Raw genomic sequence first — 25,937 nt, forward strand, 5'->3', positions numbered from 1 at the left:
TCAGACGCGCTCGATCACCATCGCGATGCCCTGGCCCACACCGATGCACATCGTGCAGAGCGCATAGCGGCCGCCGGTCACTTCGAGCTGGTTGATCGCCGTCGTCGCCAGCCGCGCGCCGCTGGCGCCCAGTGGGTGGCCCAGCGCGATGGCGCCGCCGTTGGGGTTCACGCGGGCGTCGTCGTCCGCCAGGCCGAGGTCGCGCAGCACGGCCAGGCCCTGGGCCGCAAAGGCCTCGTTCAGCTCGATGACGTCCATCTGCGCGAGGCTCAAGCCCGTCAGCGCCAGCACCTTGCGCGTGGCCGGCGCCGGGCCGATGCCCATGATGCGCGGCGCGACACCCGCCGTGGCCATGCCGACGACGCGGGCACGGGGCTTGAGTCCCTGGCGCGCGGCCTCGGCCTCGCTGGCCAGCAGCAGCGCGCAGGCGCCGTCGTTGACGCCGCTGGCGTTGCCGGCCGTCACGCTGCCCTCGGGCTTCACGACGCCCTTGAGCCGGGCCAGCGCCTCCAGGCTGGTCTCGCGCGGGTGTTCGTCCAGCCGCACGCGCAGCGGCTCGCCCTTCTTCTGCGGCACGTCCACGGGCACGATCTCGCGCTCGAAGAAGCCGCGTTGCTGCGCCGCGATGGCCTTCGTCTGCGAAGCCAGCGCCATGCGATCCTGGGCCTCGCGCTCGATGCCGAAATCGGTGGCGACGTTCTCGGCCGTCTCGGGCATGGAGTCGACGCCGTACTGCGCCTTCATCTGCCTGTTGACGAAGCGCCAGCCGATGGTCGTGTCGTAGACGGCATTGGTGCGGCTGAACGCGCTCTCCGCCTTGGGCATCACGAAGGGCGCGCGGCTCATGCTCTCGACGCCGCCGGCGATCATCAGCCCGGCCTCGCCGGCGCGGATGGCGCGCGCGGCCGTGCCGATGGCATCCAGGCCCGAGCCGCACAGGCGGTTCACCGTGCTGCCCGGCACCTCCACCGGCAGGCCGGCCAGCAGGGCCGCCATGCGCGCGACGTTGCGGTTGTCCTCGCCGGCCTGGTTGGCGCAGCCGTAGATGACGTCGGCCACCTGGGCCCAGTCCACGCCGGCATTGCGCGCCATCAGCGCCTTGATGGGCAGGGCGCCGAGGTCATCCGCGCGGATGGAGGACAGCGCGCCGCCGTAGCGGCCGAAGGGCGTGCGGATGGCGTCGCAGATGAAGGCTTGGGTCATTTCAGGTAGGGGCTGACGCGATAGCGTTCGCCGCGGTGGTGTTGATCGAGCCGGTCCAGCAGCGCGACGACGGCGCGGCGGTCCCAGCGCGCCAGCCACTCGAAGGGGCCGGCGGGGTAGTTGACGCCGAGCTTCATCGCCGCGTCGGCGCCGGCCTCGTCGCAGACACCCTGTTGCACGGCATCGGCGGCCTCGTTGATCAGCATCGCGATCGTGCGCGCCACGATGAGGCCTGGCACGTCGGCCACGGCGCGCGGCGTCAGGCCCAGCAGGGTCAGCCAGCTCGCGGTCGCCGCGTCGCCGGCATAGGCGATGTCGCCCGATGCGGCCAGCGGCAGGTCGAAGACGGCCGCGCCGCGCGCCAGCTCGGCCGCACGGCGCCCGTCGGTCAGGCGCAGCTGGCGGCCGTCGACGCTGAGGCCGATCCAGTCGCCGTCCAGCTCGCGCACCGCTTCGGGCAGCGCGGCGGCAAAGCGTTCGGCCGCCGGCCCGCGGCCATGCACGACGATCTGCGCCGCCGCCGGTCGGGGCAGGTTCACGGCCGGCAATGCCGGCGCTCCGTCGGGGTAGCGGTAGAAGCCCCGCCCGCTCTTGCGCCCGAGGAAGCCGGCATCCACCAGCTCCTGCTGCACCAGCGACGGCGTGAAGCGACGGTCGAAGAAGTTGGCGGCGAACACCGAGTTCGTCACCGCGAAATTGGTGTCGTGGCCGATCAGGTCCATCAGCTCGCAGGGGCCCATGCGGAAGCCGGCGGCACGCAGGCAGGCGTCGATCAGCTCCGGCGCGGCCGCGCGGTCCTGCAGCAGCATCAGCGCCTCGGCGTAGTAAGGCCGGGCGATGCGGTTGACGATGAAGCCCGGCGTGGAGCGCGCATGCACGGCCGTCTTGCCCCAGCGCGTCGCCAGGTCGAACACGGCCTGCGCCACCTCGGGCGCCGTGCCCAGGCCCGACACGACCTCGACCAGCTTCATCAACGGCACCGGGTTGAAGAAGTGCATGCCGACCAGGCGCTCGGGCTTCTGCATGCCACGCGCCAGCGCCGTGACCGAGATGGACGAGGTGTTGGTCGCGATGACCGCCTCCGGCGGCAGCAGCGCCTCCAGCTCGGCGAACAGCGCGCGCTTCAGGTCCAGGTTCTCGACGATGGCCTCGATGGCCAGCTCGGCCGGCGCGGGCGCGTCCACCGGCGTGATGCGGGCCAGCGTGGCCGCCGCGGCGTCGGCCGTCAGCCGGCCCTTGGCCACCAGGCCGTCCAGCGTCTGTGCCAGCTTGGCCTTGGCGGCCTCCGCGGCGCCGGCGCGGCTGTCGTAGAGCTGCACGGCGTGGCCGGCCTGGGCGGCCACCTGGGCGATGCCGGCGCCCATCAGGCCGGCGCCGACGACGAGGATGCGGGAGTCGTTCAGGGTCATTCGGGAGGCGTCCAGTTGGGCTTGCGCTTGCCGAGGAAGGCCGCGAAGCCTTCGCGGGCCTCGGGTGTCGTGCGCACGCGGGCGATGGTCTGCGCGGTCAGCTCGCGCACCTCGGCCGTCACCGGGCCGACCGCGAAGCGCGCATAGAGCTGCTTGATCTCGGCCTGGGCGTTCGGGCCGCAGGCGAGCAGGTCGGCGATGAGGGCCTCGACGGCGGTGTCCAGGCCCTCGGCCGGCACGACGCGCTGCACGAGCCCCACGCGCAGCGCCTCGTCGGCGCCGATGCGCGTGGCCGTCAGCGCCAGGCGGCGCGCCTCGCGCAGGCCGACCGCGTTGACGAGGTGGGGGCCGATGACGGCCGGCAGGATGCCCATGCGCGCCTCGCTGACCGAGAAGCTCGCGGCCTCGGACGCGACGGCCATGTCGCAGGCGCACACCAGGCCCACGCCGCCGCCCAGGGCCGCGCCCTGCACGCGGGCCAAGGTCGGTTTCGGGCATTCGGCGATGCGCGCCAGCATGGCCGAGAAGCGCCGCGCATCGGCGCGGTTGTCGTCCTGCGAGGCCGCAGCGGCGCGCTGCATCCACTGCAGGTCGGCACCGGCGCTGTAGTGCTTGCCCGCGCCGGCCAGCACGATGGCGCGCACGCCGGCGTCGGCGCCGAGCAGCGCGAAGGCCGCGTCCAGCTCGGCGATCAGCGTCTCGTCGAAGGCATTGAACACGGCCGGCCGGTTCATCGTCAGCACGGCGACGCCGCTGTCCCGGCGTTCGAGATCGAGGGAGGTCCACGAGGGCATCCCGGCATTCTGCACTTTTCCCGACCGATCGGTCGATTGAGCCATTCGGACGCCCCAGGCCGCCATTCGCCGCAAGCCGCTCCCGCCCGCACATGGCACCCCTAGACTCGCCCGCCATGCCCTCCCTGCTCAACGCCCTGCATTGCCGCCAGTGGCTCTACCCCGGCCCGATGCGCGTATTCACGCCCGAGGAGATGGCCCAGGCGGGCATGCAGCCCTGGCCGGTGGCGGTCGACAGCTATGTGGCCATCAACCTGCTGGTGTTGCTGCCGGCGATGCTGTTCACCAGGCAAGGCACCGGCTGGGCCACTCAGGCGCTCTGGTGGGGGCTGTGGTGCGCACTTGCGGTCGCCGTGCTGCTCATCGCCCGCGCGCTGTGGCGGCGGCCAACGCGGCACCGGCTGAACCTGTACTGCTACGCGACGGCACTGACGCTCGCAGCGGCGGGCATCCTGTTGGGCAAGAACGGCTTTCGCGACTGGGTGCTGCGCGAGAACGTGACCCTCATCGCCTGCATGACCGGCGTGCTCAGCGCCTGGTGGATGCTGACGGTGTTTCGCGTGCACCAGATCGAAGCCCGGCTGCGCGAGCTGCACGACCAGGACGCCGCGCTGCGCCTGTCCACCCGCCTGGCCGCCGCGCAGATCCAGCCCCATTTCCTGTTCAACACGCTGGCCTCGCTGCAGCACTGGGTGGACACGCGGGACGAGCGCGCCGCGCCGCTGCTGCGCGACTTCACGGCCTATCTGCGCGCCACGCTGCCGATGTTCGAGCGCGAGCTGCAGCCGCTGGCCGACGAGATCGAGATGGTGCGCCGCTACCTGGCCATCATGCAGGCCCGGCTCGGGCCGCGGCTGGGCTTCGCCATCGCCGTGCCCGCCGATGCCACGACACAACTGCCGCCGGGCATCGTGCTGACGCTGGTGGAAAACGCGATTGCCCATGGCATCGAACCGCAGCTGCGCGGCGGCCGCATCGCCATCGCCGCCCACCGCGACGGCGAGCGCCTCGTGCTGACGGTGCGCGACGACGGCCCCGGCCTCGCGCCCGGCTGGGCCGAGGGCGTGGGCCTGGCCAACACGCGCCGCCGCCTGCTGCAGGCCCACCCCACGGCCACCCTGGCCCTGACCGACGCCCACCCCGGCTGCCTCGCCACCTTGACGCTATGAGCGCCGCGCCGGGCCACCCCAAGCAAGCTCGCTCCCGCTCGGCGGGACAGGCCGCAGGCCGAAGGGTGCACCAATGATCCCCATCACCGCCCTGATCGCCGACGACGAGGAAGCCCCCCGCGAGCAACTGCGCGCCGCGCTCGCGCGCCTGTGGCCCGAGCTGGCCATCGTCGCCGCCAGCAGCAACGGCGCCGAAGCCTGGGACGACTGCCTCGCGCACGAGCCTGCCATCGCCTTCCTCGACATCCGCATGCCCGGCCTGACCGGCCTGGAGGTCGCACGCCGGCTCGCCGCGCTGGCCGCGCCGCCGCTGATCGTCTTCGTGACGGCCTACGACGACCATGCGCTCGCGGCCTTCGAGGCCGGCGCGGTGGACTATGTGCTCAAGCCGGTCGACGACGCGCGCCTGGCCCAGACCCTGGCTCGGCTGCGCGCCCGCACCAGCCAATCCACGGCGCCAGACACTGCCGCGCTGGCGCGCCTGCTCGCCGGCCTCGCGCCGGCCCGGCCCGCGCCGCGGCCCATCCAGGCCGGCGTGGGCCGCGAGGTCGTGCTGATCCCGCCGGAGGAGATCGTCTACTTCGAGGCCGACCAGCGCTACACCCGCGTCGTCCACCAGGGCGGCGACGCGCTGATCCGCACGCCGCTGCGCGAGCTGCTGACCCAGCTCGACCCCGAGCAGTTCTGGCAGATCCACCGCAGCGTGCTCGTCAACAGCCGCTGCATCGCCCGCGCCATCCGCGTGGACGAGGGCACGATGGTCGTCACGCTGCGCGGGCGCGACGAGAGGCTGCCGGTGTCGCGCCAGTTCCAGGGGCTGTTCAAGGGGCAGTAGCCAGGGCAAACCCGCCCCGCAACCCGGGGGTGGGCCAGCACGCTGCGGCGGGCCGCTTTCACAATCGCCGCCTGCCCCGTCAACCCCAAGTCCCGGGAGCGCCCCGAGGCTCAGCCGCCATGTCCAGCCCCCTGCCCGCGCCGCGCTTCGACCACTTCTACCGCTACGAGGAGCTGACCGCCCTGCTCTTCGCCTATGCGGAGGCCCGCCCCAACCTCGTGTCGCTGCGCTCCATCGGCAAGAGCTACGAGGGCCGCGACATCTGGGTCGTCGTCGTCACCAACCTGGCCAGCGGCATGGACCTCGACAAGCCGGCCCTCTGGGTGGACGGCAACATCCACGCGGCCGAGCTGACCGCGTCCACCACCTGCCTCTACTACCTGCACCAGCTGCTGAAGGAACACGGCGGCACGTCGCCCGAGGCCGCCCAGGTCAACCGCCTGCTGGACACGCGCACCGTCTACCTCGTGCCGCGCCTGAACCCCGACGGCGCCGAGCTGGCCCTGGCCGACCGGCCGCGCCACATCCGCAGCTCGACCCGGCCCTACCCCTATACCGAGGAGCCGGTCGACGGCCTGACCCTCGAGGACATCGACGGCGACGGCCGCATCCTGACGATGCGCGTGCCCGACCCCCACGGCGGCTACAAGAAGCACCCCGCCGACCCGCGGCTGATGGTGGCGCGCGAACCCGGCGAGCAGGGCGGCGACTACTACCGCCTGATCCCCGAGGGCTTCATCAAGCACCACGACGGGCTGAGCTTCAAGATCAACCCCGACCGCGAAGGCCTGGACCTGAACCGCAACTTCCCCGGCGAATGGCGCCAGGAGTACCAGCAGCTCGGCGCCGGCCCCTACCCGACCAGCGAGCCCGAGGTGCGCGCGATGGTCGACTTCATCACCGGCCACCCCAACATCGGCGCGGCCATCAGCTTCCACACCCACAGCGGCGTCATCCTGCGACCCTGCGGCACGCGCAGCGACAAGGACATGACGCCCGAGGACCTGTGGCTGTTCCAGCAGTTCTCGGCGCTGGGCGAGAAGCACAGCGGCTATCCGGCCGTCAGCATCTACGAGGAATTCCGCTACCACCCCAAGGACGTCGTCACCGGCACGCAGGACTGGGTCTACGAGCACCTGGGCGCGCTGTTCTGGGTCGTCGAGCTGTGGTCGCCGAACCGGGAGGCCGGCGTCGAGGTCGAGAAATGGATCGACTGGTACCGGACCCACCCGGTCGAGGACGACCTCAAGCTGCTGAAGTGGAGCGACGAGCACTGCGGCGGCAAGGCCCATGTCGACTGGACGCCCTTCCAGCATCCGCAGCTGGGCGCCGTCGAGATCGGCGGCTGGGACAAGATGAACTACTGGCGCAACCCGCCGCCGGCCCTGCGCGAGCGCGAGGCCGCGCGCTTCCCGCCCTGGCTGACCCAGGTGGCGATGAGCCTGCCGCAGCTGGAGCTGGTCCGCACCGAGGTGCGTGCGCTGGGCCCCGACATGTGGCGCGTGCGCCTGGCCGTCGCCAACGCCGGCTATCTGCCGGCCTATGTGACGCAGCGCGCGCTGGAGCGCAAGACCGTGCGCGGCGTGATGTTCGAGATCCACATGCCCTCGGGCGAGCCCGGCATCAGCCTCGTCAGCGGCAAGGAGCGCATGGAAGGCCCCCAGCTCGAAGGCCATGCACCCAGGCAGAGCCAGCTCGCCTTCCTGCCCGACAAGCACGCCACCGGCGACCGCGCGGTGGCCGAATGGGTCGTGCGCGCGCCGGTGGGCACGCGGCTGGCGCTGAGCGCGAGCGCGGAGCGGGCGGGGGTGGTGAGGACGGAGGTGGTGCTGGACTGAGAGCTTGAGAGTCTTTCACCCATGCCCGCCTTGCACGCCAAAACTCTCAAGCTCTGAGGCCCGGGCTTCAGCCGACCGGACGCTCGTTCTCCTGCGCCGCCTGCAGCGCCTCGCGCCACAGCCGCGCCGGGATGAAGCTGCGCAGCTGCTCCATGGCCTTGTCGATCAGCGCCGGGTGCAGGCCGTGGTCCAGGTGGGGCAGCAGGTCGGCGGTCACGTCGGCGCCGAGGTCGACCAGGGCCTGGGCCGCGTCGACGACGTGGCGGTAGGGGAAGCGCCTGTCCTCCAGCCCGTGCAGCAGGTGCACGCAGACGTCCTGCGGCGCGGCCTCGGGCCGTGCGAGATAGCCGCCGGCAAAGGCGAGCACGCGCCCGACCAGGGCCGCCTCGGCCTGCACGGCCTCCAGCGCCAGCAGCGCGCCGTCGCCGACGCCGGCCAGGGCCACGCGCTGCCAGGGCAGGTCGAGCTTGCGCGCCTCCAGGCGCAGGCGGTCCAGCAGATGCGGCAGCGCGGCCGCCACCGCGTCGGGGCTGGGCTGCTCGCCGGGCCACCAGCGGCAGCGGCCCTCGGCGTCGCGCAACGGCGGGTGCACGGTCAGCGTCGCGGCCTGGGGGTATTGGCCCTGCAGGGCCGCGGCCAACGGCGCCAGCGTGTCGGGGCCGTCGGGGGCGATGCCGCTGTCGGGCAGCAGCACGAAGAGCAGGTCGGTGGGGCCGGCTTCGGCAGGGGAGGTCATGGCGGAATTGTGGGCCGTCCGGGCTATCCTGCGGCGGTTTCTGCCACCGAGCCCCTCCCGATGGAATTGAACGTCAATGGCAAAGACTTGGCCCTGCCCGAGGTCGCGAGCGACCCCGCGATGCCGCTGCTGTGGGCGCTGCGCGATGGCCTGCAGCTGACCGGCACCAAGTTCGGCTGCGGCATCGCCGCCTGCGGCGCCTGCACCGTGCATGTGGACGGCCAGGCCGTCCGGTCCTGCGTGACGCCGCTGGGCAGCGTGCAGGGCAAGGCCGTCACCACCATCGAAGGCCTGGGCAGCCCCGGCCACCCGCATGCCGTCCAGCTCGCCTGGCTGGCCGAGCAGGTGCCGCAGTGCGGCTACTGCCAGAGCGGCATGCTGATGGCGGCCGCGGCGCTGCTGGCGAAGAACAGCAACCCCGGCGACGCCGACATCGACGCCGCGATGACCAACCTCTGCCGCTGCGGCAGCTACCCGCGCGTGCGGGCGGCGATCAAGCAGGCGGCCAAGGGAGTCAGGGCATGAAGCGCCGCACGCTGCTGTTGACCGGCCTGGGCGCGGCGGGCGCCCTCATCGTCGGCTGGGGCGCGCTGCCGCCGCGCTCGCGCCTGGGCGCCAGGGAGCTGCTGCCGCCGGTCGACGGCGAGGTCGCGCTGAACGGCTGGATCAAGATCGCCGCGGACGGCGGCGTCGTGCTGGCGATGAACCGCAGCGAGATGGGCCAGGGCGTGCACACGGCGCTGGCCCAGCTCGTCGCCGACGAGCTGGACGTGCCGCTGGCGCGCGTGAGCCTGACGCCGGCGGGCCATGACGCCATCTACGGCAATGTCGCGGCGGTGCTGGGCAATATGCCCTTCGGCCCGCGCGACCACGACAGGCCGGCCTACCGGCTGTCGGCCTGGCTGACAGCCAAGATCGGGCGCGAGCTGGGGCTCAACCTGACGGGCGGCTCCTCGTCCACGGCCGATGCCTGGGAGCCGCTGCGCCTGGCCGCGGCGACGGCGCGCGCCCAGCTGCTGGGCGCCGCGGCGCTGAAGCACAAGCTGCCGCTGGCCGAGCTGACGGTCAAGGCCGGCGTCATCCAGCATGGCGGCGCCGCGCTCGGCCACTATGGCGAGGTCGCCGCCGAGGCCGCGCAGACGCCGCCGGGCGAGGTCAGGCTGAAGACCGCCCAGCAGTGGACCCAGATCGGTCAGGCCCGGCCGCGCCTGGACCTGGCCGCCAAGGTGGACGGCAGCGCCCGCTTCGGCCTGGACGTGCGCCAGCCCGGCCAGCTGTTCGCCGCCATCCGCCACTGCCCCGCGCTGGGCGGCGGCCTGGGGCCGGCCAAGGTCGACGCCGTGCTCGCGCGGCCCGGCGTGCTGCGCGTCGTGGCCCTCGGGCCGGTGGCCGGCTCGACGGCCGCCTACGCGGTCGTCGCACTCACGACCTGGCACGCGCTGGAAGCCGCCCGGGCGCTGGACGTGGCCTGGCAGGCGCCCCCCGACGGCGCGCCGGACACCCCCGCCATCCACGCCGCGCTGGAGCGCCGCGCCCGCGCGGCCGATGCCGCCGGCGAGGGCTTCGCCTTCCTGGACCAGGGCGACGCGAAGCGGGCCCTCGCCCAGGCCCCGCAGCACATCGAGGCGGTCTACAGCGCGCCCTATCTCGCCCACGCGACGATGGAGCCGCAGAACTGCACGGCCCAGGTCAAGGACGGCCGCGTCAGGGTCTGGGCGCCGACCCAGGTGCCCGGCCTGGCCCGCGAACTGGCCGCGCGCGTGGCCGGCGTGGCGCTGGACGCGGTGGACCTGCAGGTGACCTATCTCGGCGGCGGCTTCGGCCGGCGCCTGGACATCGACTTCATCGGCCAGGCCGTGCGCGTCGCGATGGAATGCGGCGGCGCGCCGGTGCAGCTGGTCTGGTCGCGCGAGGAGGACACGACGCACGATTTCTACCGCCCCGCCGAGGTGGCCGTGCTGCGCGGCGGCGTGGATGCCGGCGGCGTGACCGCCCTGTCCATCACCGGCGCGGGCGACGCCATCGGGCCGCGCTGGCTGGCACGCATCGCGCCGGGCCGCGCGCCCTGGCTGGATCTGATCAACCGCAACGCCTTCCCCGACGGCCGCGCGCTGGCCGCGCTGACGGCATCCGGCGACGCGCCGGACAAGCCGGCCTCCGAGGGCCTGTTCGACCTGCCCTATGCCATCCCCAACGCCCGCGTGGCCCATGTCGCCACGCGCAGCGGCGTGCCGGTGGGCAACTGGCGCTCGGTCGGGCATTCCCACCACGCCTTCTTCCGCGAGAGCTTCATCGACGAGCTGGCCCACGCGGCCCACGCCGACCCCGCCACGCTGCGGCTGAAGCTGCTGGACGGCCTGCCGCGCCACCAGGCCGTGCTCAGGCGCGCGGTCGAGGCGTCGGGTTGGGGCGCTCCGCTGCCCGAAGGCACGGGCCGCGGCCTGGCCGTGCACGAGAGCTTCGGCAGCGTCGTCGCGCAGGTCGTGGAGGTCGTTGCCGAGCAGGGCCAGCCGCGCGTGAAGCGCGTCGTCTGCGCAATCGACTGCGGCACCGTCGTCAACCCCGGCATCGTCGTGCGCCAGATGGAGAGCTGCGTCGTCTTCGGCCTCAGCGCGGCGCTGCGCGGGCGCATCGACATCGCGGCCGGCGTCGTGCAGCAGAAGAGCTTCCCCGACCTGGGCCTCGTGACGCTGGCCGAGTGCCCGGCCATCGAGACCTATTTCGTGCCCAGCGACGGCCCGCCCACGGGCGTCGGCGAGCCGGGCCTGCCGCCGCTGGCGCCGGCCATCGCGAACGCCTGGTTCGCGCTGACCGGCGAGCGCCGGCGCAGCCTGCCGCTTGTCAGTTAGACCCTGATCTTGAACGGGTTGAAGTCGGTGCCGCGGTCGTAGTGGTCCACGCCTTCGACCCGCTTCAGGAAACGCACGACCCGGGCCGTGGCCGGGTACATCGCGGCCTCCCAGATCGTCTTGAAGAGGTACTGCGTGACGATGACGGCGAACAGCTGCTCGTTGGGCCAGATGCCCGAGAACGCGATCAGGAAGAAGAAGCTGGTGTCGACGAGCTGGCCCACGACGGTGGAGCCGACGATGCGCGCCCACAGGAAGCGGCCCTGGGTCGCGACCTTCATCTTGGCCAGCACGAAGCTGTTGGCGAAGCTGCCGCAGGCGAACGCGATCATCGAGCCGGCGACGATGCGCCAGGTGTTGCCGAACACCGCCTCGACATGGCCCTGGTAGGCGGCCATGAAGTCGTTGCGGGCCGGCGGCAGGTGCACGACGACATAGGCCATGAAGGCCGAGAACACGAGGGCGCCGAAGCCGGCCCAGACGACGCGGCGGTCGCGGCCATAGCCGTAGACCTCGGTCAGGATGTCGCCGAAGATGTAGCTGATCGGGAAGAAGAACAGGTCGGCGCCGAAGGTGACCGTGCCGACGACGGGCAGCGTCAGCTGGGCCGCCTTGGCCGCGCCGATCAGGTTGGAGCACAGCAGCACGCAGACGAAGGCCGCCATGATCAGGTCGTAATACTTGAAGACGCGCGGTTCCTGTGGCATGCGGGCTCCGTTCACACCTTCTCAGGCGTTTTTCGGCTGGGTCAGCCTCAGCAAAGTCTGGTGCAGCTTGGGCGTGTCGATGGGCTTGGTCAGGAAGTCGTTCATGCCGGCCGCGAAGGCGTCGTCGCGCTCGGAGACCAGGGCCGCGGCCGTCAGCGCGACGATGGGCAGCTCGGCGGCGGAGAACTGCTTGCGCAGTTCACGGGTCGCGTCGTGCCCGCCCATGACGGGCATCTGCACGTCCATCAGCACGACGTCGAAGGGCTTGCCGACGCTGGCCGCGGCGCGCACGGCCTCGATGGCCTGGCGGCCGTCGCTGGCCTGGGCGACCTCCATGCCCCATTGCTCCAGCTGGGCCACGGCGATCAGCATATTGACCGGGTGGTCCTCGGCGATCAGCACGCGCCGGCCCTGCAGGCCCGCGCCGCTGCTGCGGGCCTCGCGCGGCTGGTGGGCCAGCGGCGCCGGCGCGGCCGGCAGGGGCAGCTCGGCCCAGAAGGTCGCGCCCTCGCCGGGCCGGCTCTGCACGCCGACCTCGCCGCCCATCAGCGTCGCCAGCTCGCGGCAGATGGACAGGCCCAGGCCGGTGCCGCCGAAGCGCCGCGTGGTGGACTCGTCGGCCTGCGTGAAGGGCTGGAAGAGGCGGGCCTGCTGCTCGGCCGCGATGCCGGGGCCGGTGTCGCGCACCTCGATGTGCACCCACTCGCCGGCGCTGCCCTGGGCGTTGCGCGCCAGCGCCTTCACGCTGACGGTGATGCCGCCGGCCTCGGTGAACTTCAGCGCATTGGTCAGGTAGTTGGACAGGATCTGGCGCGTGCGCAGCGGGTCGCCGAAGACCCAGACGGGCAGGGCCGGGTCGATCTCGAGGGCGAACGTGAGGCCGCGCGCCTGCGCCAGCGTCAGATAGGCCAGGCGGATGGAGCCGAGCAGCTCGCGCAGCGAGAAGGGCTGGGTCTCCAGCGTCAGGCGGCCGGCCTCGATCTTGGACAGGTCGAGGATGTCGGAGATCAGGCCGGACAGGCTCTCGGCGCTGTCCATCATCTGGTTCAGGAACTCGCGCCGCTGCGCCTCGGGGATGTCGGGCTGCTGGGCCAGGCGGCCCAGGCCGAGCAGGCCGTTGAGCGGCGTGCGGATCTCGTGGCTGGTGTTGGCCAGGAAGGCGCTCTTGGCGCGGCTGGCGGCCTGGGCCTCGTCCTTGGCCTGGGCCAGCGCGGCGTCGACGCGGCGGCGCTCGGTGACGTCCTCGATGATCCAGATCGTGCCGCCGCGGCTGGGGTGGGCCGGGTCGACGGCCTGGGCCAGCAGCCGTGCCAGGAAGGTGGAGCCGTCGCGGCGGCGCATCCTGCGCTCGGCCTCGATCTGCTGGCCGGCGGCGAGCTGCGGCCCGAGGTCGCGGCCGACGGCCTGCCAGTCCTCCGTCGAGGGCCAGACGACGCTGCCGTGCTGGCCGACCAGCGCGCCGCGCGTCCAGCCGAACATCGTCTCGACGCAGGGATTGGCCAGCACGAAATGCTGGTCGCGCGTCAGCGCGATGCCGATGGACGCGTTCTCCAGGATGGCGCTGTGCACCAGACGGCTGCGTTCGCTCTCCGAGATGTCGCGCACGAAGGCCACGAGGTATTGCTGCCCGTCCAGCACGAAGGGCGCGACCGACATCAGCATCGGCAACAGGCTGCCATCCTTGCGGCGGAAGGTCATGGGCATGTTGCGGATCACGCCGTTGCGCTGCAGCAGCTCGCGCATCACCAGGCGTTCCGCGGGGTCGGACCAATGGCCGATCTCCTGGAAGCTGCGGCCCAGCACCTCGTCGCGGCTCCAGCCGCTGAGCGCCTCGAAGGCGGGGTTGACCATCGCGAAACGGCCCGTCTCGGCCTCGGACAGCGTGATGACGTCCGGGCTGATCGCGACGAGCTGGGAGAGCAGGCTCTCGCTGCGGCGCATCGCGTCCTGGGCGCGGCTCTGCTCGGTCTGGTCGGTGAAGAAGGTCAGCGTGGCCGGGCCGCTGGCGGTCTCGACGCGCACGCTGGTGGCCTGCACGAGGCGGCGCCGGCGCGACAGCGTGCGCAGCCGGTACTCCGTCACCGGCTGCATCGCGCCGGGCGGCAGGCTCTCCAGGCGCGCGGCCTGCTGGCGCGCGGCCTCGTCGTCGCCCGGCTCGTAGTGGCTGAACAGGTCCTGGCCGATCATGCTGGAGCGCTGCGCATAGCCGAACATGGCCATGGCCGCCGGGTTGGCGTCGACGACGCGGCCCCAGCGGTGCAGCACCAGCGGGCTGGGCGAGCGCCGGAACAGCTCGCGGTAGCGCGTCTCGGTCGCGTGCACGGTCTGCTCGGCGGTGACCTCCTGCGTCACGTCGCGGCCCACGCCCCAGTAGCCGCGGAAATTGCCCTGCGCGTCGAAGCGCGGCTCGCCGCTGATCGACACCCAGCGCGGCGTGCCGTCCACGCCGACGCGGCGCGCCACCATGCCGTGGAAGGGGCGGTGCGATTCGAGGTCGGCGCGGTGGGCGTCGAGCTCGTCGTCGCTCAGGCCCATGCCGTCGATCTCCCACGGCGTCTTGCCGATGCGCGAGCCCAGGTCCAGGCCCGAGCTGCCGGCCCTCTCCTCGGCGATGTGGGTGAAGCGGAACTCGCGGTCCATCTCCCAGTACCAGTCCGCGGCCATGCCGAGCAGGCCGCGGAAACGCGCGGTGCGCTCGTCGGCCTCGGCCAGCGAGCGCTGCAGCATCTTCAGCAGGCCGAAGCCGGCGATCAGGCCCGCGCCGAGCAGGCCGAACTGCATGACGGCGCGCAGCAGCAGGCTGTTCGAGGCCATCGGGTGGGTGGCCCAGCCCAGGGCCTCGGCGCCGGCCAGGCCGGCCAGCGCGCCGCCGGCCAGCAGGGTCAGCACCAGGCCGGAGCGCAGGCCCAGCATGCCGGTGGCGAAGGCGACGACCGGCCCCGCCAGCGCCAGGCACAGCGCCCACAGGCCGACGTCGCGCGACACGGCGACGGCCACCGGCAGCGCGACGACCAGGGCCATCGTCAGCAGCGCCACGGCCTGGCCGGCCTCGCGGCGCGGGCTGCGCGCCAGCACCAGCAGCCGCGCGAAGGCCTGCAGCGAGATCAGCAACGACAGCAGCGGCGGCAGCCAGCCGTCCAGCCACTCGCCCGGCTGGCGCGTGGCCCAGAGCAGCCCGGCGACGGGCAGGAAGACGGGCCCGCAGGCCAGCAGGAAGATGCGCGCCGCATGCCAGCGCATGCTGGTCGCGAGGCGGGCGCGCTGCTGCTCGGGCGGCTCCGCGTGGCCGACCAGGCTGCTGAGGTCGTCGTCGCCGCCGCGGGGCATGCTCAGATCAGGCTGGCGCGGGTGGCTTCGGCCACGGCGCGGGCGCGGGCGGCGAAGTCGGCGCCGCTGCTCGCATAGAGGACGGCGCGCGACGAATTGACGACCAGCGGCGCCGTGCGGCCGGCCGCCTGCACGACGGCCGCGGCATCGCCGCCCTGGGCGCCGACGCCGGGCACCAGCAGGGGCAGCGTGGGCGCGAGCTCGCGCACGCGGGCGATCTCGCCGGGATAGGTCGCGCCGACGACGAGGCCGAGCTGGCCGTTGCGGTTCCACTGCGTCTCGGCGAGCCGGGCCAGGTGCTCGAACAGCCGCGGCTGGCCCGGCACGTCGGCCAGGCGCTGCATCTGCCAGTCGTCGCCGCCCTTGTTGGAGGTGCGGCACAGCAGGATGGCGCCCTTGCCCTCGTAGGCGAGATAGGGCTCGACCGAGTCGAAGCCCATGAAGGGCGACAGCGTGACCGCGTCGGCCCGGTAGCGCTCGAAGGCCTCGCGGGCGTACTGCTCGGCCGTGGAGCCGATGTCGCCGCGCTTGGCGTCGAGGATGACGGGCACGCCGGGCGCGACCGCGTGGATGTGGTCGATCAGCCGCTCCAGCTGGTCCTCGGCGCGGTGGGCGGCGAAGTAGGCGATCTGCGGCTTGAAGGCGCAGACGAGGTCGTGGGTCGCGTCGACGATGGCCGCGCAGAAGTCGAAGATCTTGGCCGCGTCGCCCGCCCAGGCGCCCGGCAGCCTGGCCGGTTCAGGGTCGAGGCCGACGCACAGGCGGGAATGGGAGAGGGCTTGGAGCTGGGCGGTGAAGGTCATGGCGCGGGATTGTCGGGCTTGGCTCGCGACAGCGGCATTGCCGCTTGCCCTCGGCCGGGGCGGGTTCAAACGGACACCATGGTCCGCGCCAGCGCGAACTCGGCGAAGGCATCGGCCGGCAGCGGCCGGCTGAACAGATAGCCCTGCACGGCCTGGCAGCCCTGGCGGCGCAGGAAGGCCAGCTGGCCCTCGGTCTCGACGCCCTCGGCCAGCGTCTGCAGGCCCAGTGCGCCGGCCATGCGGATGACGGCGTCGACGATGGCGCGGTCCTCGGCGTCCTCGGTCAGGTCGCGCACGAAGGACTGGTCGATCTTGAGCTTGCCGACGCGGAACTTCTTCAGATAGCTCAGCGACGAGTAGCCGGTGCCGAAGTCGTCGATGGACAGGCGCACGCCGCGCGCGTCCAGTTCGTTCATGACGGCGATGGCCATCGCGGGGTTGTCCATCGCGGCGCCCTCGGTCAGCTCCAGCTCCAGGCGCCAGGCCGGCACGCCGGTCCCGGCGAGCACGCGGCCGACGAGCTCGGGCAGGTCGTCGTGGCGGAACTGCACGGCCGACAGGTTCACGGCCATGGTCAGCTGGGGCAGGCCGGCTTCGTCCCAGCGGCGCAGCTGCGACAGGGCCTCGCGCAGCACCCACTCGCCGATGGGCAGGATCAGGCCCGAGGCCTCGGCGATGGGGATGAACTCGACCGGCGACACCCAGCCCAGCTCGGGGTGCTGCCAGCGCAGCAGCGCCTCGGCACCGACGATGCGGGCCGCGCCGCCGGCGTCGAGCGCGAACTGCGGCTGGTAGTGCAGGCTGAGCTGCCGGCGCTCCAGCGCGCGGCGCAGCGCGTTCTCCAGCAGCAGCGCGCGCGCCGACTGGGCCTGCATCTCGCTCGTGAAGAAGCGGTAGGCGTTGCGGCCGTCGCGCTTGGCGCGGTACATGGCCGCGTCGGCGCATTTGCACAGCGTGTCGAAATCGTCACCGTCGGTCGGGAACATCGCGATGCCCATCGACGGCGTGACGGTCAGCTCCTGCTGGTCGACCTGGAAGGGCGCGCTGGCCAGGGCCATCAGCTTAGCGGCGAGGTGGGCGGCGCCGGCGACGTCGGTCTGCGGCAGCACGAGGACGAACTCGTCGCCGCCGGTGCGGGCCACGGTGTCCTGCTCGCGCACCGTGCCGCGCAGCCGCGACGCGAGCTGCATGAGCAGCGAGTCGCCGACGCGGTGGCCCAGCGAGTCGTTGACGTTCTTGAAGTGGTCCAGGTCCAGGAAGAGCACGGCCACCGGCTCGTCGTTGCGGCGCGCGATGTCGATGGCCTGGCTGGCGCGGTCGGCCAGCAGATGGCGGTTGGGCAGGCCGGTCAGGCCGTCGAACAGCGCCAGGCGCTGGATGTGGGCCTCGGCGGCCTGCTGCTCGGCCACCTTCTGCTCCAGCGCGGCGACGGTCTGGCTGAGCTGCTGGGTGCGCTGCTCCACCAGCGCCTCCAGCTGGCTCTTGGCGTTGACCAGCTCCTGTTCGACCCGCTTGCGCGCGGTGATGTCCTGCGTGATCCAGATCGAGCCGCGCGACAGGTCGCTGCGGTCGATGGCCTTGCTGCGCACCTCGCACCAGACGGGCGTGCCGTCCTTCCTGCCCAGCAGCATCTCGGCGTGGAAGGACTCGCCGCGCGACAGCGGTTCGTAGCAGAGATCGCCGGCGGCCTTCCAGTCCTCGTCGCTCAGATACCAGGCACGCGACAGCTGGCCGTCCAGCTCGCCGGGGCCGTAGCCGAACAGCTGCTCGAAGGCGCGGTTGCAGCGCGTCACGCGGCGGCCGCGCAGGAAGACGATGCCGACCATCGCGTGGTCGAAGATCAGCTGCTGCTCGGCATGCAGGTCGGCCAGGGCCGCGTCGGCCAGCTTGCGCTCGCTGATGTCGTCGACGATCCAGATCGAGCCGTCGGCCGGGTCGTCGGCGTTGATGAGGCGGCCCGTCAGGTGGGCCCAGAACATGTCGCCGTTCTGGCGCCGCATCATCTGCTCGCCGCGGAAGGTCTCGCCGCTGGACAGCACCGGGTAGGCGCGCGCGCCCAGGCCGCGGGCCTCCTGCGCGGTGGCATAGAGCTCCACGCTGCTGTGGCCGACGGCGGCCTCGGCGCTGTCGAAGCCGTAGATCTCGGCATAGCGCTGGTTGCAGCGCACCAGCTTGCGCGCCTTCACGAAGACGATGCCCACGCCGGCATTGGCCAGGATGACGTCCAGCTCCCGCAGCGCCTGGCTGAGCGCGGGGTTGGTGCTGGAAGGGGGCGCGGAACTCATGTCGCGGAGGGGCGGCAGGCAGTCGGATGTCGGGCCGGAAGGTTGACCGGTTATTGTGTGGTTCCATGCACATCCTGGACACCGAACGCCTGTCGCTGCGTGAATTCACACCGCTAGACGCGCCCTTCCTGCTGCGCCTGGTCAACGAACCGGGCTGGATCCGCAACATCAACGACCCCGGCGTGCGCAGCGTCGACGACGCGCTGGCCTGGGCCGAGGGCCGGCTGTTCACGGCCTACCGTGAACTCGGTCACGGCTTCTGGGCCGTGGTGCGGCGCGAGGACGGCATGCTGGTCGGCATGTGCGGCCTGTTCAAGCGCCCGGCCCTGCCCGAGCCCGACCTCGGCTATGCGCTGCTGGCCGAGCACGAGGGCCGCGGCTATGCGCTGGAAGCGGCACGCGGCTGCGTGGCACATGCGAAGGCCATGCTGGGCTGGCAGACGCTGATGGCCATCACGGCGCTCGACAACCCGCCCAGCATCGCGCTGCTGGGCAAGCTGGGCTTCGTCGAACAGGGTCAGGAACAACTCGACGGCTACAACGAGCCGTCGAGGGTGTTCAAGCTGGCGCTGTAGTCAGTTGGGGACAGAGCTACTCGCTGCGCTCGATCGGTCTGTCCCGCAAAGCCTTCAGATTCGCCTGGCCAGCTCCTGTGCCAGGCCGGTGTAGCCGCCCGGCGTCAGCTTCAGCAGCCGGGCCTTCTCGGCCTTGGGCAGGTCCAGGCCCTCGATGAAGGCGCGGATGGACTCCTGCGTGATGGCTTTGCCGCGCGTCAGCTCCTTGAGCTGCTCGTAGGGGTTGGGCAGGCCGAAGCGGCGCATGACGGTCTGGATGGGCTCGGCCAGCACTTCCCAGGCGGCGTCGAGGTCGGCGGCGAGGGCCGCTTCGTTCACCTCCAGCTTGCCCAGGCCCTTGGCCAGCGAGTCATAGCCCAGCAGCGCATAGCCCAGGCCCACGCCCATATTGCGCAGCACGGTGGAGTCGGTCAGGTCGCGCTGCCAGCGGCTCACGGGCAGCTTCTGGCTCAGGTGGGTCAGCACCGCGCTGGCCAGGCCGAAGTTGCCTTCGGCGTTCTCGAAGTCGATGGGGTTGACCTTGTGCGGCATCGTCGAGCTGCCGATCTCGCCCGCCTTGGTGCGCTGCTTGAAGTAGCCCAGCGAGATATAGCCCCAGACGTCGCGCGCCCAGTCGATCAGGATGGTGTTGGCGCGCGTGAACGCGTCGAACAGCTCGGCCATGTAGTCGTGCGGCTCGATCTGGATCGTGTAGGGGTTGAACGTCAGCTTCAGCTGCTTCTCGATGACGGCCTTGGAGAAGGCTTCCCAGTCGTGGCGGGGCCAGGCCGACAGATGGGCGTTGAAGTTGCCGACCGCGCCGTTCATCTTGGCCAGCGGCTTCACGGCCGCGATGCGAGCGCGCGCCGTCTGCAGGCGGGCCACGACGTTGGCGATCTCCTTGCCCACCGTCGTCGGGCTGGCCGTCTGGCCATGGGTGCGGCTCAGCATCGGCACGGCGGCGAACTGGTGGGCCATCCTGCGCAGCGTCGCGACGATGCCGTCCAGCGCCGGCAGCATGACCTCGTCGCGCGCGGCCTTGAGCATCAGCGCGTGGCTGGTGTTGTTGATGTCCTCGCTGGTGCAGGCGAAGTGCACGAACTCCGAGGCCGTCAGCAGCTCGCCGTGCACGGATGTATTGCCCTCGAAGCTGCGCTTGATCCAGTATTCGACCGCCTTCACGTCGTGGTTGGTCGTGCGCTCGATGGCCTTGATCTCCTCCGCGTCGGCCTCGCTGAACTTCTTCACGAGGCGGCGCAGGCGCGCGCGCGCGGCGCTGCTCAGCGGCTTGAACTCCTTGAAGCCGGCGTCCGACAGCGCGATGAACCACTCCACCTCGACCTGCACGCGGCGGTGCATCAGCCCGTACTCGGACAGCAGCGGGCGCAGCGCACTCACCTTGGCGGCATAGCGGCCGTCCAGCGGCGACAGGGCACTGATCGGGTTGAAGTCGGTGGTGGTCATGGCAGCCGGGCGGATCGTGGAAAACCCGCGATTCTAGTTTTTGGCGTTCGCTGGGGAACTTGGCCCGCTCTTCGTCGGCCGGATGCGTCGGGATCGCGACGGACCGGCCGACACTCTGGGGGTGCCGCGCGTGACTGGCAACCCCTGCTTCCCAGGCCCTGTCGGCCCGACCCGACAGGGCTTTTTCACGGCCGGTCCGAAGGGGGCCGCTGGCTAGAATCGTTTCGACCTGTGACCCCGTTGTTTGCCTCTATGACCGCGATGAAGTTGATCGGATCTCTCGCCAGCCCCTATGTGCGCAAGGTGCGCATCGTGATGGCCGAGAAGAAGCTCGATTACCAGCTGGTGCTCGAAGACGTCTGGGGCAGCGACGCCATCCTGAAGATGAACCCGCTGGGCAAGGTGCCCTGCCTGGTCATGGAGGGCCAGGACTCGATCACCGGCGCCGTGTTCGACTCGCGCGTCATCGTCGAATACGTGGACACGCTGTCGCCGGTGGGCAAGCTCATCCCCGAGCGCGGCCGCGAGCGCTGCGAGGTGCGCACCTGGGAGGCCCTGGCCGATGGCCTGGTGGACGCCGCCGTCCTCGTGCGCCTCGAGCGCACCTGGGCGCAGCGCCCGCCGGAGCAGCGCAGCCAGGCCTGGATCGACCGCCATGTCGTGAAGGTGAACGCCGCGCTGGCCGCGATGAGCCAGGGCCTGGGCGAGAAGGCCTGGTGCTCGGGCAACCATTTCTCGCTGGCCGACATCGCCGTCGGCTGCGCGCTGGGCTGGCTGGAGTTCCGCTTCCCCGAGATCGGCTGGCGCGAGGCCCACCCCAACCTGGCCCGCCACATGGACAAGCTCTCGCAGCGCCAGAGCTTCATCGACACGGCGCCATCGGCGCCCATACCGGCCTGATCAGGCGATCAGCAGTTCGCGCGAGCGGACGTGCAGCAGGCGCACCAGGCGCCAGATGCGGCGTTCGATCTCGGCGACCTCCAGCTTCCACAGCATCGCGATCTCGGCCAGCAGCAGGCCCTGGGCCAGCAGCGTCAGCAGATGGCGGCTGGCCTGGTCGATCTGGCGGCCGGCGGGGCTGGCGTCCAGCGCGGCCGCGGCCTGGCGCGCGGTGGCCAGCGGGCTGCGCTCGATGCCGAAGGCGGCCAGCGCCTGGCGCGCGAGCTGGGGGCTGAGCATCGCGCGGCGCTCGTGCAGGCGCGCCAGCGCCTGCGCGAGGCTGCTGCCGCTGCCGTCGTCGACGTGATAGGCGTTGGCGCCGGCGCTCAGCGCCGCGAACAGCTGCAGGTCGTCGGCCGTCGGCGTCAGCAGCAGCAGCTGGGGCCGCACCGGCAGGCGGCCGAGTTCGTGGGCTACGCGCATCGCATGGCTGTCCACCAGACGCAGGTCGCTGGCGACGATGTCGGGCGCCAGCGTGGCGAGTTCGTCCAGCGCATCGGCCAGCAGGGCCTTGCTGCCGCAGAGCCGGACGCCACCGGCCTGCAACAGCAGCGAGCGCGTGCGCTGCAGCACGGGCTCGCCATGGCGGAGGAGGTAGACGGTGGGCATGGCGGGAGCGGCACTGGGGACCGCCGCGCATTGTGCGCGTTCCGGCCCTCTCCCCCCTAGTTCGTAGGCGCCACCCCCCGCATCCCGGCGGGGGCAGAACCTGTTCAAGGTCTCAGGCGGCCCGCTCGATGCGGCCCTGGGGCGAGAAGCTGTGCGCGCTGGCCAGCGGCCAGTAGACGCGGAAGGTGTTGTGCGGCAGCTCGCCGCGCAGCACGGCGCCGGGCTCGACGAAGGGCAGCAGATTGGCCAGCAGCCTCACCTCGTGCTTGTCGAGCCGATGCACGATGTGCTGGGCCGTGATCTCCTGCGGGTGGCACAGGCCGGCGGCCTCGACGAGCTCCTTCAGCGCCTTCAGCGTGCCCTGGTGGAAGTTGGCGACGCGCTGGGCCTTGTCGGGCACGACGATGGCGCGCTGGCGCTGCGGGTCCTGCGTGGTCACGCCGGTGGGGCAGTGGCCGGTGTGGCAGGCCTGGGCCTGGATGCAGCCGAGGGCGAACATGAAGCCGCGCGCCGCGTTGCACCAGTCGGCGCCCAGGGCCATCAGGCGCACGATGTCGAAGGCCGTCGTGACCTTGCCGGCGCAGCCGATCTTGATCTGGTCGCGCAGGTTCAGGCCGACCAGCGTGTTGTGCACCAGCAGCAGGCCCTCCTGCAGCGGCGCGCCGACGTTGTTCGTGAACTCCAGCGGCGCCGCGCCGGTGCCGCCCTCGGCGCCGTCGACGACGATGAAGTCCGGCGTGATGCCGGTCTCCAGCATGGCCTTGCAGAGCGCGAACCACTCCCAGGGGTGGCCGATGCAGAGCTTGAAGCCGGTGGGCTTGCCGCCCGACAGGTTCCGCAGCCGGTCGATGAACTGCATCATCTCGATCGGCGTCGAGAAGGCGCTGTGGCGGGCCGGCGAGATGCAGGCCTGGCCGGCCGGCACGCCGCGCGCGGCGGCGATCTCCGCGGTGACCTTGGGGCCGGGTAGCACGCCGCCGTGGCCGGGCTTGGCGCCCTGGCTGAGCTTGAGCTCGATCATCTTGACCTGCGGGTCGGCCGCGGCGGCCTGGAACTTGTCGGCGCTGAAGGAGCCGTCATCGTTGCGGCAGCCGAAATAGCCCGAGCCGATCTCCCAGATCAGGTCGCCGCCGTGCACGCGGTGGTGCACGCTGATCGAGCCCTCGCCGGTGTCGTGGGCGAAGCCACCGATCTTGGCGCCCTTGTTCAGCGCCAGGATGGCGCGGGCGCTGAGCGCGCCGAAGCTCATCGCCGAGATGTTGAAGACGCTGGCCGAATAGGGCTGGGCCCGGCCGGCGCCGATGGTGATGCGGAAGTCGTGGCCGAGCAGGTGGGTGGGCGCCAGCGAATGGTTGATCCACTCGTAGCCGCGCGCGCCGACGTCGAGCTGGGTGCCGAAGGGGCGCTGGTCGGGGTCGCCCTTGGCGCGCTGGTAGACGATGGAGCGCTGGGCGCGCGAGAACGGCGCGGCGTCGTTGTCGCCCTCGACGAAATACTGGCGGATCTCGGGCCGGATGAACTCGAACAGGAAGCGCAGATGGCCGATGACGGGGTAGTTGCGCAGGATGGAGTGGCGCGTCTGGCGTGCGTCGCGCAGGCCCAGCAGCGTCAGCGCCAGGAAGAGCAGCGCGAACAGGCCGTCGCCGATGCCGGCCGTCCAGCTGGCGGCGAAGTACAGCGCCAGCGCGCCGCAGCACATCCAGGTCAGATAGCGCAGCGGCAAGTGCTCGTTGAGGCGTCGCAACCAACCGGGCCAAGCAAGCATGAGGCGTCCTCGCAAACCATGACCGGCGGATGCTAAGCGAGGAGTCTGCACAATCGGCCCGCATCAATCCCGCAAGGCAGGTCCGATGAAATCCGTGTTCTCCGCGATGGGCTGGCTGTTCTCCAAGGCCTGGTGGCTGCTCGACGGCACGCGCCGGGCGCTGATGAACCTGCTCGTGCTGCTGCTCGTCGTCGCCGTCGCGGCGGCCCTGCTGTCGCGCGGCCCGAGGCCGCTCGCCGACAAGACCACGCTGGTGCTCAAGCTCGACGGCGATCTCGTCGAGCAGTTCTCCGGCAGCCCGCGCGAGCAGCTGGTGGCCCAGGCCGAAGGCCGCGGGATGCCGAAGCAGACGCGGCTGCGCGACGTGCTCGCCGCGCTCGACACGGCCGCCCGCGACGACAAGATCGGCGCCGTGCTGCTGGACGTGGAGGAGCTGCAGGGCGCCGGCCAGGCCGGCCTGCACGAGGTGGGCGCGGCGCTGCAGCGCTTCCGCAAGGCCAGCGGCAAGCCGGTGCTGTCCTATGCCGACAACTACAGCCAGCGCGGCTATTTCCTGGCCGCCCAGGCCGGCGAGGTCTATCTGCACCCCATGGGCATGGTCATGCTGGAGGGCTTCGGCCGCTGGCGCACCTATTACAAGGACGCGCTGGACCGCCTGGGCGTGACGGCCCACGTCCTCAAGGTGGGCACCTACAAGAGCTTTGCCGAGCCCTACACGGCCAACGGCCCCAGCGCCGCGACGCAGGAGGCCGAGGGCCTGGTCTATGGCGAGCTGTGGAGCGGCTTCACGGCCGCCATCGAGACCGCGCGCAAGCTCGACGCCGGCAGCATCGCCAAGGGCATAGCCGAGCTGCCGCAGCGCCTCGCCGCGGTCAAGGGCGACCCGGCCCAGCTGGCCCTGCAGGCCAGGCTGGTGGACGGGCTGAAGACGCGCGACCAGATGCGCGAGCTGCTGACGGCCAAAGGCGCCCGGGATGAGCAGAGCAAGAGCTTCCGCCAGGTCTCGCTGGCCGACTACCTGGCCTATGTGAAGGACGCCGGCACGCCGAACGGGCTGCAGCCGGGGCTGGGCGTCGTCGTGGCCGAGGGCGAGATCGTCGACGGCGACGTGGGCCCGGGCCGCATCGGCGGCGACTCGACGGCGCGCCTGATCCGCAAGGCCCGCGAGAACGACGCCATCAAGGCCGTCGTGCTGCGCGTCAACTCGCCCGGCGGCAGCGCCTTCGCGTCCGAGGTCATCCGCCGCGAGCTGGAGCTGACGCGCCGGGCCGGCAAGCCGGTGGTCGTGTCCATGGGCGACGTGGCGGCCTCGGGCGGCTACTGGATCTCGATGAGCAGCGACGCCGTCATCGCCGACCCCGGCACCGTCACCGGCAGCATCGGCGTCTTCGGCATCCTGCCGACGGCCGAGGGCCTGATGGACAAGCTCTCGCTGCACACCGGCGGCGTGACGACGACCTGGCTGGCCGGCGGCTACGACCCGCGCCGCCCGCTGGACCCGCGGCTGCAGGCGGCCGTGCAGTCGGGCATCGACAGCACCTACGCCCGCTTCACCGGCCTGGCCGCGCAGGCGCGCAAGAGCACGCCGGAGCAGATCGACACGGTGGCCCAGGGCCGCATCTGGACGGGCGCCCAGGCCAAGGCGCGCGGCCTGGTGGACCGCCTGGGCAGCTTCGACGACGCCGTGCAGGCGGCCGCCAGGCTGGCCAAGCTGGAGCTCAAGGCCGGCGAGAAGCCGCGCCTGAGCTATGTCGAGCGCGACCTCAGCCGCAGCGAGCGCCTGCTCGCCTCGCTGAGCGACACGCTGGCGCCGTCACTCGTGCAGTCGTTGGGGCTGGCCGCCTTGCCGGCGCCGGTCGTCGAGGAGCTGTCCACGCTGAAGGAGCTGGCGAAGATGTCGGCGCAGGGGCACTGGGAGCGGGCGGCCGCGGTGCACTGCCTGTGCGGGGCGCCTTGAAGTTGTTGGGTTAGGGGGCTTCCCGCAAAAGCACCCCAACCCGGCACCGATCTCAATACACCGGGTCCGGCAACTTCTCCTTGGCCACCACGCGCTGCGTCGCCGGCCGCTCGAACACGCGCGCCAGGTAGGCGCCCAGAGCCGGCCGAGCCTTGGCCGGGTGGGCCTGCATGCGCGTCCAGCGGCACAGCATGAAGGCCAGCGGGTCCACCGCCGTGTAGTGCTGGCCCAGGAACCAGGGGCCGCCGTGGCGGGCCAGCTCGGCGTCCATCTGGTCCAGCATCGGTGCGACCTGGGCCTCGGCGCGCGCCTTCACTTCGGCGGCGTCCGAGGCCATGCGGTCCGGGTAGAAGTAGTGGATCAGCATGGCCTGCAGCGTGTTGGTCAGCCAGACCATCCACTTGTAATACTGGGCCCGCTCGGCCGTACCGGGCGCCGGCGCAAAGCCCGGATGGCAGTCGGCCAGGTGCATCAGGATGGCGGCCGTCTCGTAGAGCACGAGGTCGCCGTCCACCAGCACCGGGATCAGCCCGTTCGGGTTCAGCTTCAGATAGGCCGGCGACTTGTGCTCGCCGCTGTCGCGCTCGACCTTGCGCAGCGTGAACGGGACGCCCATCTCCTCAAGCAGCAGATGGGGCGCGAAGCTGGCGTTGCTGGGGTAGTAGTGCAGTTCGATCATGGCGGGCTTGCGTAA

20 protein-coding genes are annotated in these 25,937 nt (G+C 71.8%); 8 read left to right on the forward strand and 12 right to left on the reverse strand.

Annotated elements, in window-relative coordinates; translation table 11 throughout:
* From pcaF to NYP07_RS15865, 3 genes are read right to left on the reverse strand one after another with little or no spacing between them, the layout of a single operon-like run.
* A complete protein-coding gene (pcaF, locus tag NYP07_RS15855) occupies nucleotides 1-1,203 on the reverse strand; it encodes a 3-oxoadipyl-CoA thiolase (protein ID WP_268152097.1) in 1,203 nt (400 codons plus the stop codon).
* Nucleotides 1,200-2,612, reverse strand: coding sequence for a 3-hydroxyacyl-CoA dehydrogenase (locus NYP07_RS15860; protein WP_268152099.1), 1,413 nt, complete (start codon nucleotides 2,610-2,612; stop codon nucleotides 1,200-1,202). The genes pcaF and NYP07_RS15860 overlap by 4 nt, the downstream gene beginning before the upstream one ends.
* Nucleotides 2,609-3,406, reverse strand: a complete 798-nt coding sequence (locus tag NYP07_RS15865) for an enoyl-CoA hydratase-related protein (protein ID WP_268152101.1) — start codon at nucleotides 3,404-3,406, stop codon at nucleotides 2,609-2,611. The genes NYP07_RS15860 and NYP07_RS15865 overlap by 4 nt, the downstream gene beginning before the upstream one ends.
* A gap of 116 nt (nucleotides 3,407-3,522) precedes the next feature.
* Between NYP07_RS15865 and NYP07_RS15870 the strand changes: the two genes are divergently transcribed.
* From NYP07_RS15870 to NYP07_RS15880, 3 genes are all read left to right on the forward strand, one after another.
* Nucleotides 3,523-4,575 carry a sensor histidine kinase gene (locus tag NYP07_RS15870; protein ID WP_268152103.1) on the forward strand — a complete coding sequence of 351 codons (1,053 nt, stop codon included), beginning with the start codon at nucleotides 3,523-3,525 and terminating at the stop codon, nucleotides 4,573-4,575.
* 73 nt (nucleotides 4,576-4,648) lie between these two features.
* A complete protein-coding gene (locus tag NYP07_RS15875) occupies nucleotides 4,649-5,410 on the forward strand; it encodes a LytR/AlgR family response regulator transcription factor (RefSeq protein WP_268152105.1) in 762 nt (253 codons plus the stop codon).
* A gap of 119 nt (nucleotides 5,411-5,529) precedes the next feature.
* Nucleotides 5,530-7,248, forward strand: a complete 1,719-nt coding sequence (locus tag NYP07_RS15880) for a M14 family metallopeptidase (protein WP_268152107.1) — start codon at nucleotides 5,530-5,532, stop codon at nucleotides 7,246-7,248.
* Nucleotides 7,249-7,315: 67 nt separating this feature from the next.
* Here NYP07_RS15880 and NYP07_RS15885 read toward each other — a convergent pair whose 3' ends face one another.
* Complete coding sequence (locus tag NYP07_RS15885; RefSeq protein WP_268152109.1) at nucleotides 7,316-7,984, reverse strand: alpha/beta hydrolase family protein; 669 nt, start codon at nucleotides 7,982-7,984, stop codon at nucleotides 7,316-7,318.
* A 60-nt stretch (nucleotides 7,985-8,044) separates the two neighbouring features.
* Here NYP07_RS15885 and NYP07_RS15890 point away from each other — a divergent pair, with 60 nt between their 5' ends.
* Entirely contained in the window at nucleotides 8,045-8,509 is a 465-nt protein-coding gene (locus NYP07_RS15890) for a (2Fe-2S)-binding protein (RefSeq protein WP_268152111.1), read from the forward strand.
* Complete coding sequence (locus NYP07_RS15895) at nucleotides 8,506-10,833, forward strand: xanthine dehydrogenase family protein molybdopterin-binding subunit (protein ID WP_268152113.1); 2,328 nt, start codon at nucleotides 8,506-8,508, stop codon at nucleotides 10,831-10,833. Before NYP07_RS15890 ends, NYP07_RS15895 begins: the two co-directional genes overlap by 4 nt.
* Here NYP07_RS15895 and NYP07_RS15900 read toward each other — a convergent pair.
* From NYP07_RS15900 to NYP07_RS15915, 4 genes are all read right to left on the reverse strand, one after another.
* Nucleotides 10,830-11,540, reverse strand: coding sequence for a queuosine precursor transporter (locus tag NYP07_RS15900; RefSeq protein WP_268152115.1), 711 nt, complete (start codon nucleotides 11,538-11,540; stop codon nucleotides 10,830-10,832). The two genes, NYP07_RS15895 and NYP07_RS15900, sit on opposite strands and share 4 nt — an antisense overlap.
* Nucleotides 11,541-11,561: 21 nt before the next feature.
* Nucleotides 11,562-14,867 carry a PAS domain-containing hybrid sensor histidine kinase/response regulator gene (locus NYP07_RS15905; protein WP_268152117.1) on the reverse strand — a complete coding sequence of 1,102 codons (3,306 nt, stop codon included), beginning with the start codon at nucleotides 14,865-14,867 and terminating at the stop codon, nucleotides 11,562-11,564.
* 2 nt (nucleotides 14,868-14,869) lie between these two features.
* On the reverse strand, nucleotides 14,870-15,670 hold the full coding sequence (gene pyrF / locus NYP07_RS15910; protein WP_268152119.1) for an orotidine-5'-phosphate decarboxylase: 801 nt from the start codon (nucleotides 15,668-15,670) through the stop codon (nucleotides 14,870-14,872).
* Between the two features lie 65 nt (nucleotides 15,671-15,735).
* The gene (locus NYP07_RS15915) at nucleotides 15,736-17,955 is read right to left on the reverse strand and encodes a putative bifunctional diguanylate cyclase/phosphodiesterase (protein ID WP_268152121.1); all 2,220 of its coding nucleotides are present in this window, start codon (nucleotides 17,953-17,955) and stop codon (nucleotides 15,736-15,738) included.
* A 65-nt stretch (nucleotides 17,956-18,020) separates the two neighbouring features.
* Between NYP07_RS15915 and NYP07_RS15920 the strand changes: the two genes are divergently transcribed.
* Entirely contained in the window at nucleotides 18,021-18,530 is a 510-nt protein-coding gene (locus NYP07_RS15920) for a GNAT family N-acetyltransferase (protein WP_268152123.1), read from the forward strand.
* Between the two features lie 54 nt (nucleotides 18,531-18,584).
* Here the strand turns inward: NYP07_RS15920 and purB are convergent, their stop codons facing one another.
* Nucleotides 18,585-19,973 (reverse strand): adenylosuccinate lyase, encoded by a 1,389-nt coding sequence (purB, locus tag NYP07_RS15925; RefSeq protein WP_268152125.1) that lies wholly within the window; start codon nucleotides 19,971-19,973, stop codon nucleotides 18,585-18,587.
* 261 nt (nucleotides 19,974-20,234) lie between these two features.
* On the opposite strand from purB, the gene NYP07_RS15930 reads away from it, so the two are divergent.
* A complete protein-coding gene (locus tag NYP07_RS15930; protein ID WP_268152127.1) occupies nucleotides 20,235-20,873 on the forward strand; it encodes a glutathione S-transferase family protein in 639 nt (212 codons plus the stop codon).
* Here NYP07_RS15930 and NYP07_RS15935 read toward each other — a convergent pair whose 3' ends face one another.
* Both NYP07_RS15935 and NYP07_RS15940 read right to left on the reverse strand, forming a co-directional pair.
* Nucleotides 20,874-21,521 (reverse strand): response regulator, encoded by a 648-nt coding sequence (locus tag NYP07_RS15935; protein ID WP_268152129.1) that lies wholly within the window; start codon nucleotides 21,519-21,521, stop codon nucleotides 20,874-20,876.
* A gap of 112 nt (nucleotides 21,522-21,633) precedes the next feature.
* The gene (locus NYP07_RS15940) at nucleotides 21,634-23,286 is read right to left on the reverse strand and encodes an FMN-binding glutamate synthase family protein (RefSeq protein WP_268152131.1); all 1,653 of its coding nucleotides are present in this window, start codon (nucleotides 23,284-23,286) and stop codon (nucleotides 21,634-21,636) included.
* 85 nt (nucleotides 23,287-23,371) lie between these two features.
* On the opposite strand from NYP07_RS15940, the gene sppA reads away from it, so the two are divergent.
* Nucleotides 23,372-25,243: a signal peptide peptidase SppA gene (gene sppA / locus NYP07_RS15945; protein ID WP_268152133.1), complete on the forward strand. Its 1,872-nt coding sequence runs from the start codon at nucleotides 23,372-23,374 to the stop codon at nucleotides 25,241-25,243.
* Between the two features lie 52 nt (nucleotides 25,244-25,295).
* Here sppA and NYP07_RS15950 read toward each other — a convergent pair whose 3' ends face one another.
* Nucleotides 25,296-25,922: a glutathione S-transferase family protein gene (locus tag NYP07_RS15950; protein ID WP_268152135.1), complete on the reverse strand. Its 627-nt coding sequence runs from the start codon at nucleotides 25,920-25,922 to the stop codon at nucleotides 25,296-25,298.
* Nucleotides 25,923-25,937: the final 15 nt, after the last annotated feature.

Origin of the sequence: Pelomonas aquatica, assembly GCF_026712205.1 — a bacterium.
In the GTDB taxonomy this organism is placed as follows: Bacteria; Pseudomonadota; Gammaproteobacteria; order Burkholderiales; family Burkholderiaceae_C; genus Pelomonas; species Pelomonas aquatica.

What these genes read in the sequence shown, in the direction of transcription:
- pcaF (WP_268152097.1), bottom strand. Translation starts at nt 1,203, where the DNA reads ATGACCCAAGCCTTCATCTGCGACGCCATCCGCACGCCCTTCGGCCGC.
- NYP07_RS15860 (WP_268152099.1), bottom strand. Translation starts at nt 2,612, where the DNA reads ATGACCCTGAACGACTCCCGCATCCTCGTCGTCGGCGCCGGCCTGATG.
- NYP07_RS15865 (WP_268152101.1), bottom strand. Translation starts at nt 3,406, where the DNA reads ATGCCCTCGTGGACCTCCCTCGATCTCGAACGCCGGGACAGCGGCGTC.
- NYP07_RS15870 (WP_268152103.1), top strand. Translation starts at nt 3,523, where the DNA reads ATGCCCTCCCTGCTCAACGCCCTGCATTGCCGCCAGTGGCTCTACCCC.
- NYP07_RS15875 (WP_268152105.1), top strand. Translation starts at nt 4,649, where the DNA reads ATGATCCCCATCACCGCCCTGATCGCCGACGACGAGGAAGCCCCCCGC.
- NYP07_RS15880 (WP_268152107.1), top strand. Translation starts at nt 5,530, where the DNA reads ATGTCCAGCCCCCTGCCCGCGCCGCGCTTCGACCACTTCTACCGCTAC.
- NYP07_RS15885 (WP_268152109.1), bottom strand. Translation starts at nt 7,984, where the DNA reads ATGACCTCCCCTGCCGAAGCCGGCCCCACCGACCTGCTCTTCGTGCTG.
- NYP07_RS15890 (WP_268152111.1), top strand. Translation starts at nt 8,045, where the DNA reads ATGGAATTGAACGTCAATGGCAAAGACTTGGCCCTGCCCGAGGTCGCG.
- NYP07_RS15895 (WP_268152113.1), top strand. Translation starts at nt 8,506, where the DNA reads ATGAAGCGCCGCACGCTGCTGTTGACCGGCCTGGGCGCGGCGGGCGCC.
- NYP07_RS15900 (WP_268152115.1), bottom strand. Translation starts at nt 11,540, where the DNA reads ATGCCACAGGAACCGCGCGTCTTCAAGTATTACGACCTGATCATGGCG.
- NYP07_RS15905 (WP_268152117.1), bottom strand. Translation starts at nt 14,867, where the DNA reads ATGCCCCGCGGCGGCGACGACGACCTCAGCAGCCTGGTCGGCCACGCG.
- pyrF (WP_268152119.1), bottom strand. Translation starts at nt 15,670, where the DNA reads ATGACCTTCACCGCCCAGCTCCAAGCCCTCTCCCATTCCCGCCTGTGC.
- NYP07_RS15915 (WP_268152121.1), bottom strand. Translation starts at nt 17,955, where the DNA reads ATGAGTTCCGCGCCCCCTTCCAGCACCAACCCCGCGCTCAGCCAGGCG.
- NYP07_RS15920 (WP_268152123.1), top strand. Translation starts at nt 18,021, where the DNA reads ATGCACATCCTGGACACCGAACGCCTGTCGCTGCGTGAATTCACACCG.
- purB (WP_268152125.1), bottom strand. Translation starts at nt 19,973, where the DNA reads ATGACCACCACCGACTTCAACCCGATCAGTGCCCTGTCGCCGCTGGAC.
- NYP07_RS15930 (WP_268152127.1), top strand. Translation starts at nt 20,235, where the DNA reads ATGAAGTTGATCGGATCTCTCGCCAGCCCCTATGTGCGCAAGGTGCGC.
- NYP07_RS15935 (WP_268152129.1), bottom strand. Translation starts at nt 21,521, where the DNA reads ATGCCCACCGTCTACCTCCTCCGCCATGGCGAGCCCGTGCTGCAGCGC.
- NYP07_RS15940 (WP_268152131.1), bottom strand. Translation starts at nt 23,286, where the DNA reads ATGCTTGCTTGGCCCGGTTGGTTGCGACGCCTCAACGAGCACTTGCCG.
- sppA (WP_268152133.1), top strand. Translation starts at nt 23,372, where the DNA reads ATGAAATCCGTGTTCTCCGCGATGGGCTGGCTGTTCTCCAAGGCCTGG.
- NYP07_RS15950 (WP_268152135.1), bottom strand. Translation starts at nt 25,922, where the DNA reads ATGATCGAACTGCACTACTACCCCAGCAACGCCAGCTTCGCGCCCCAT.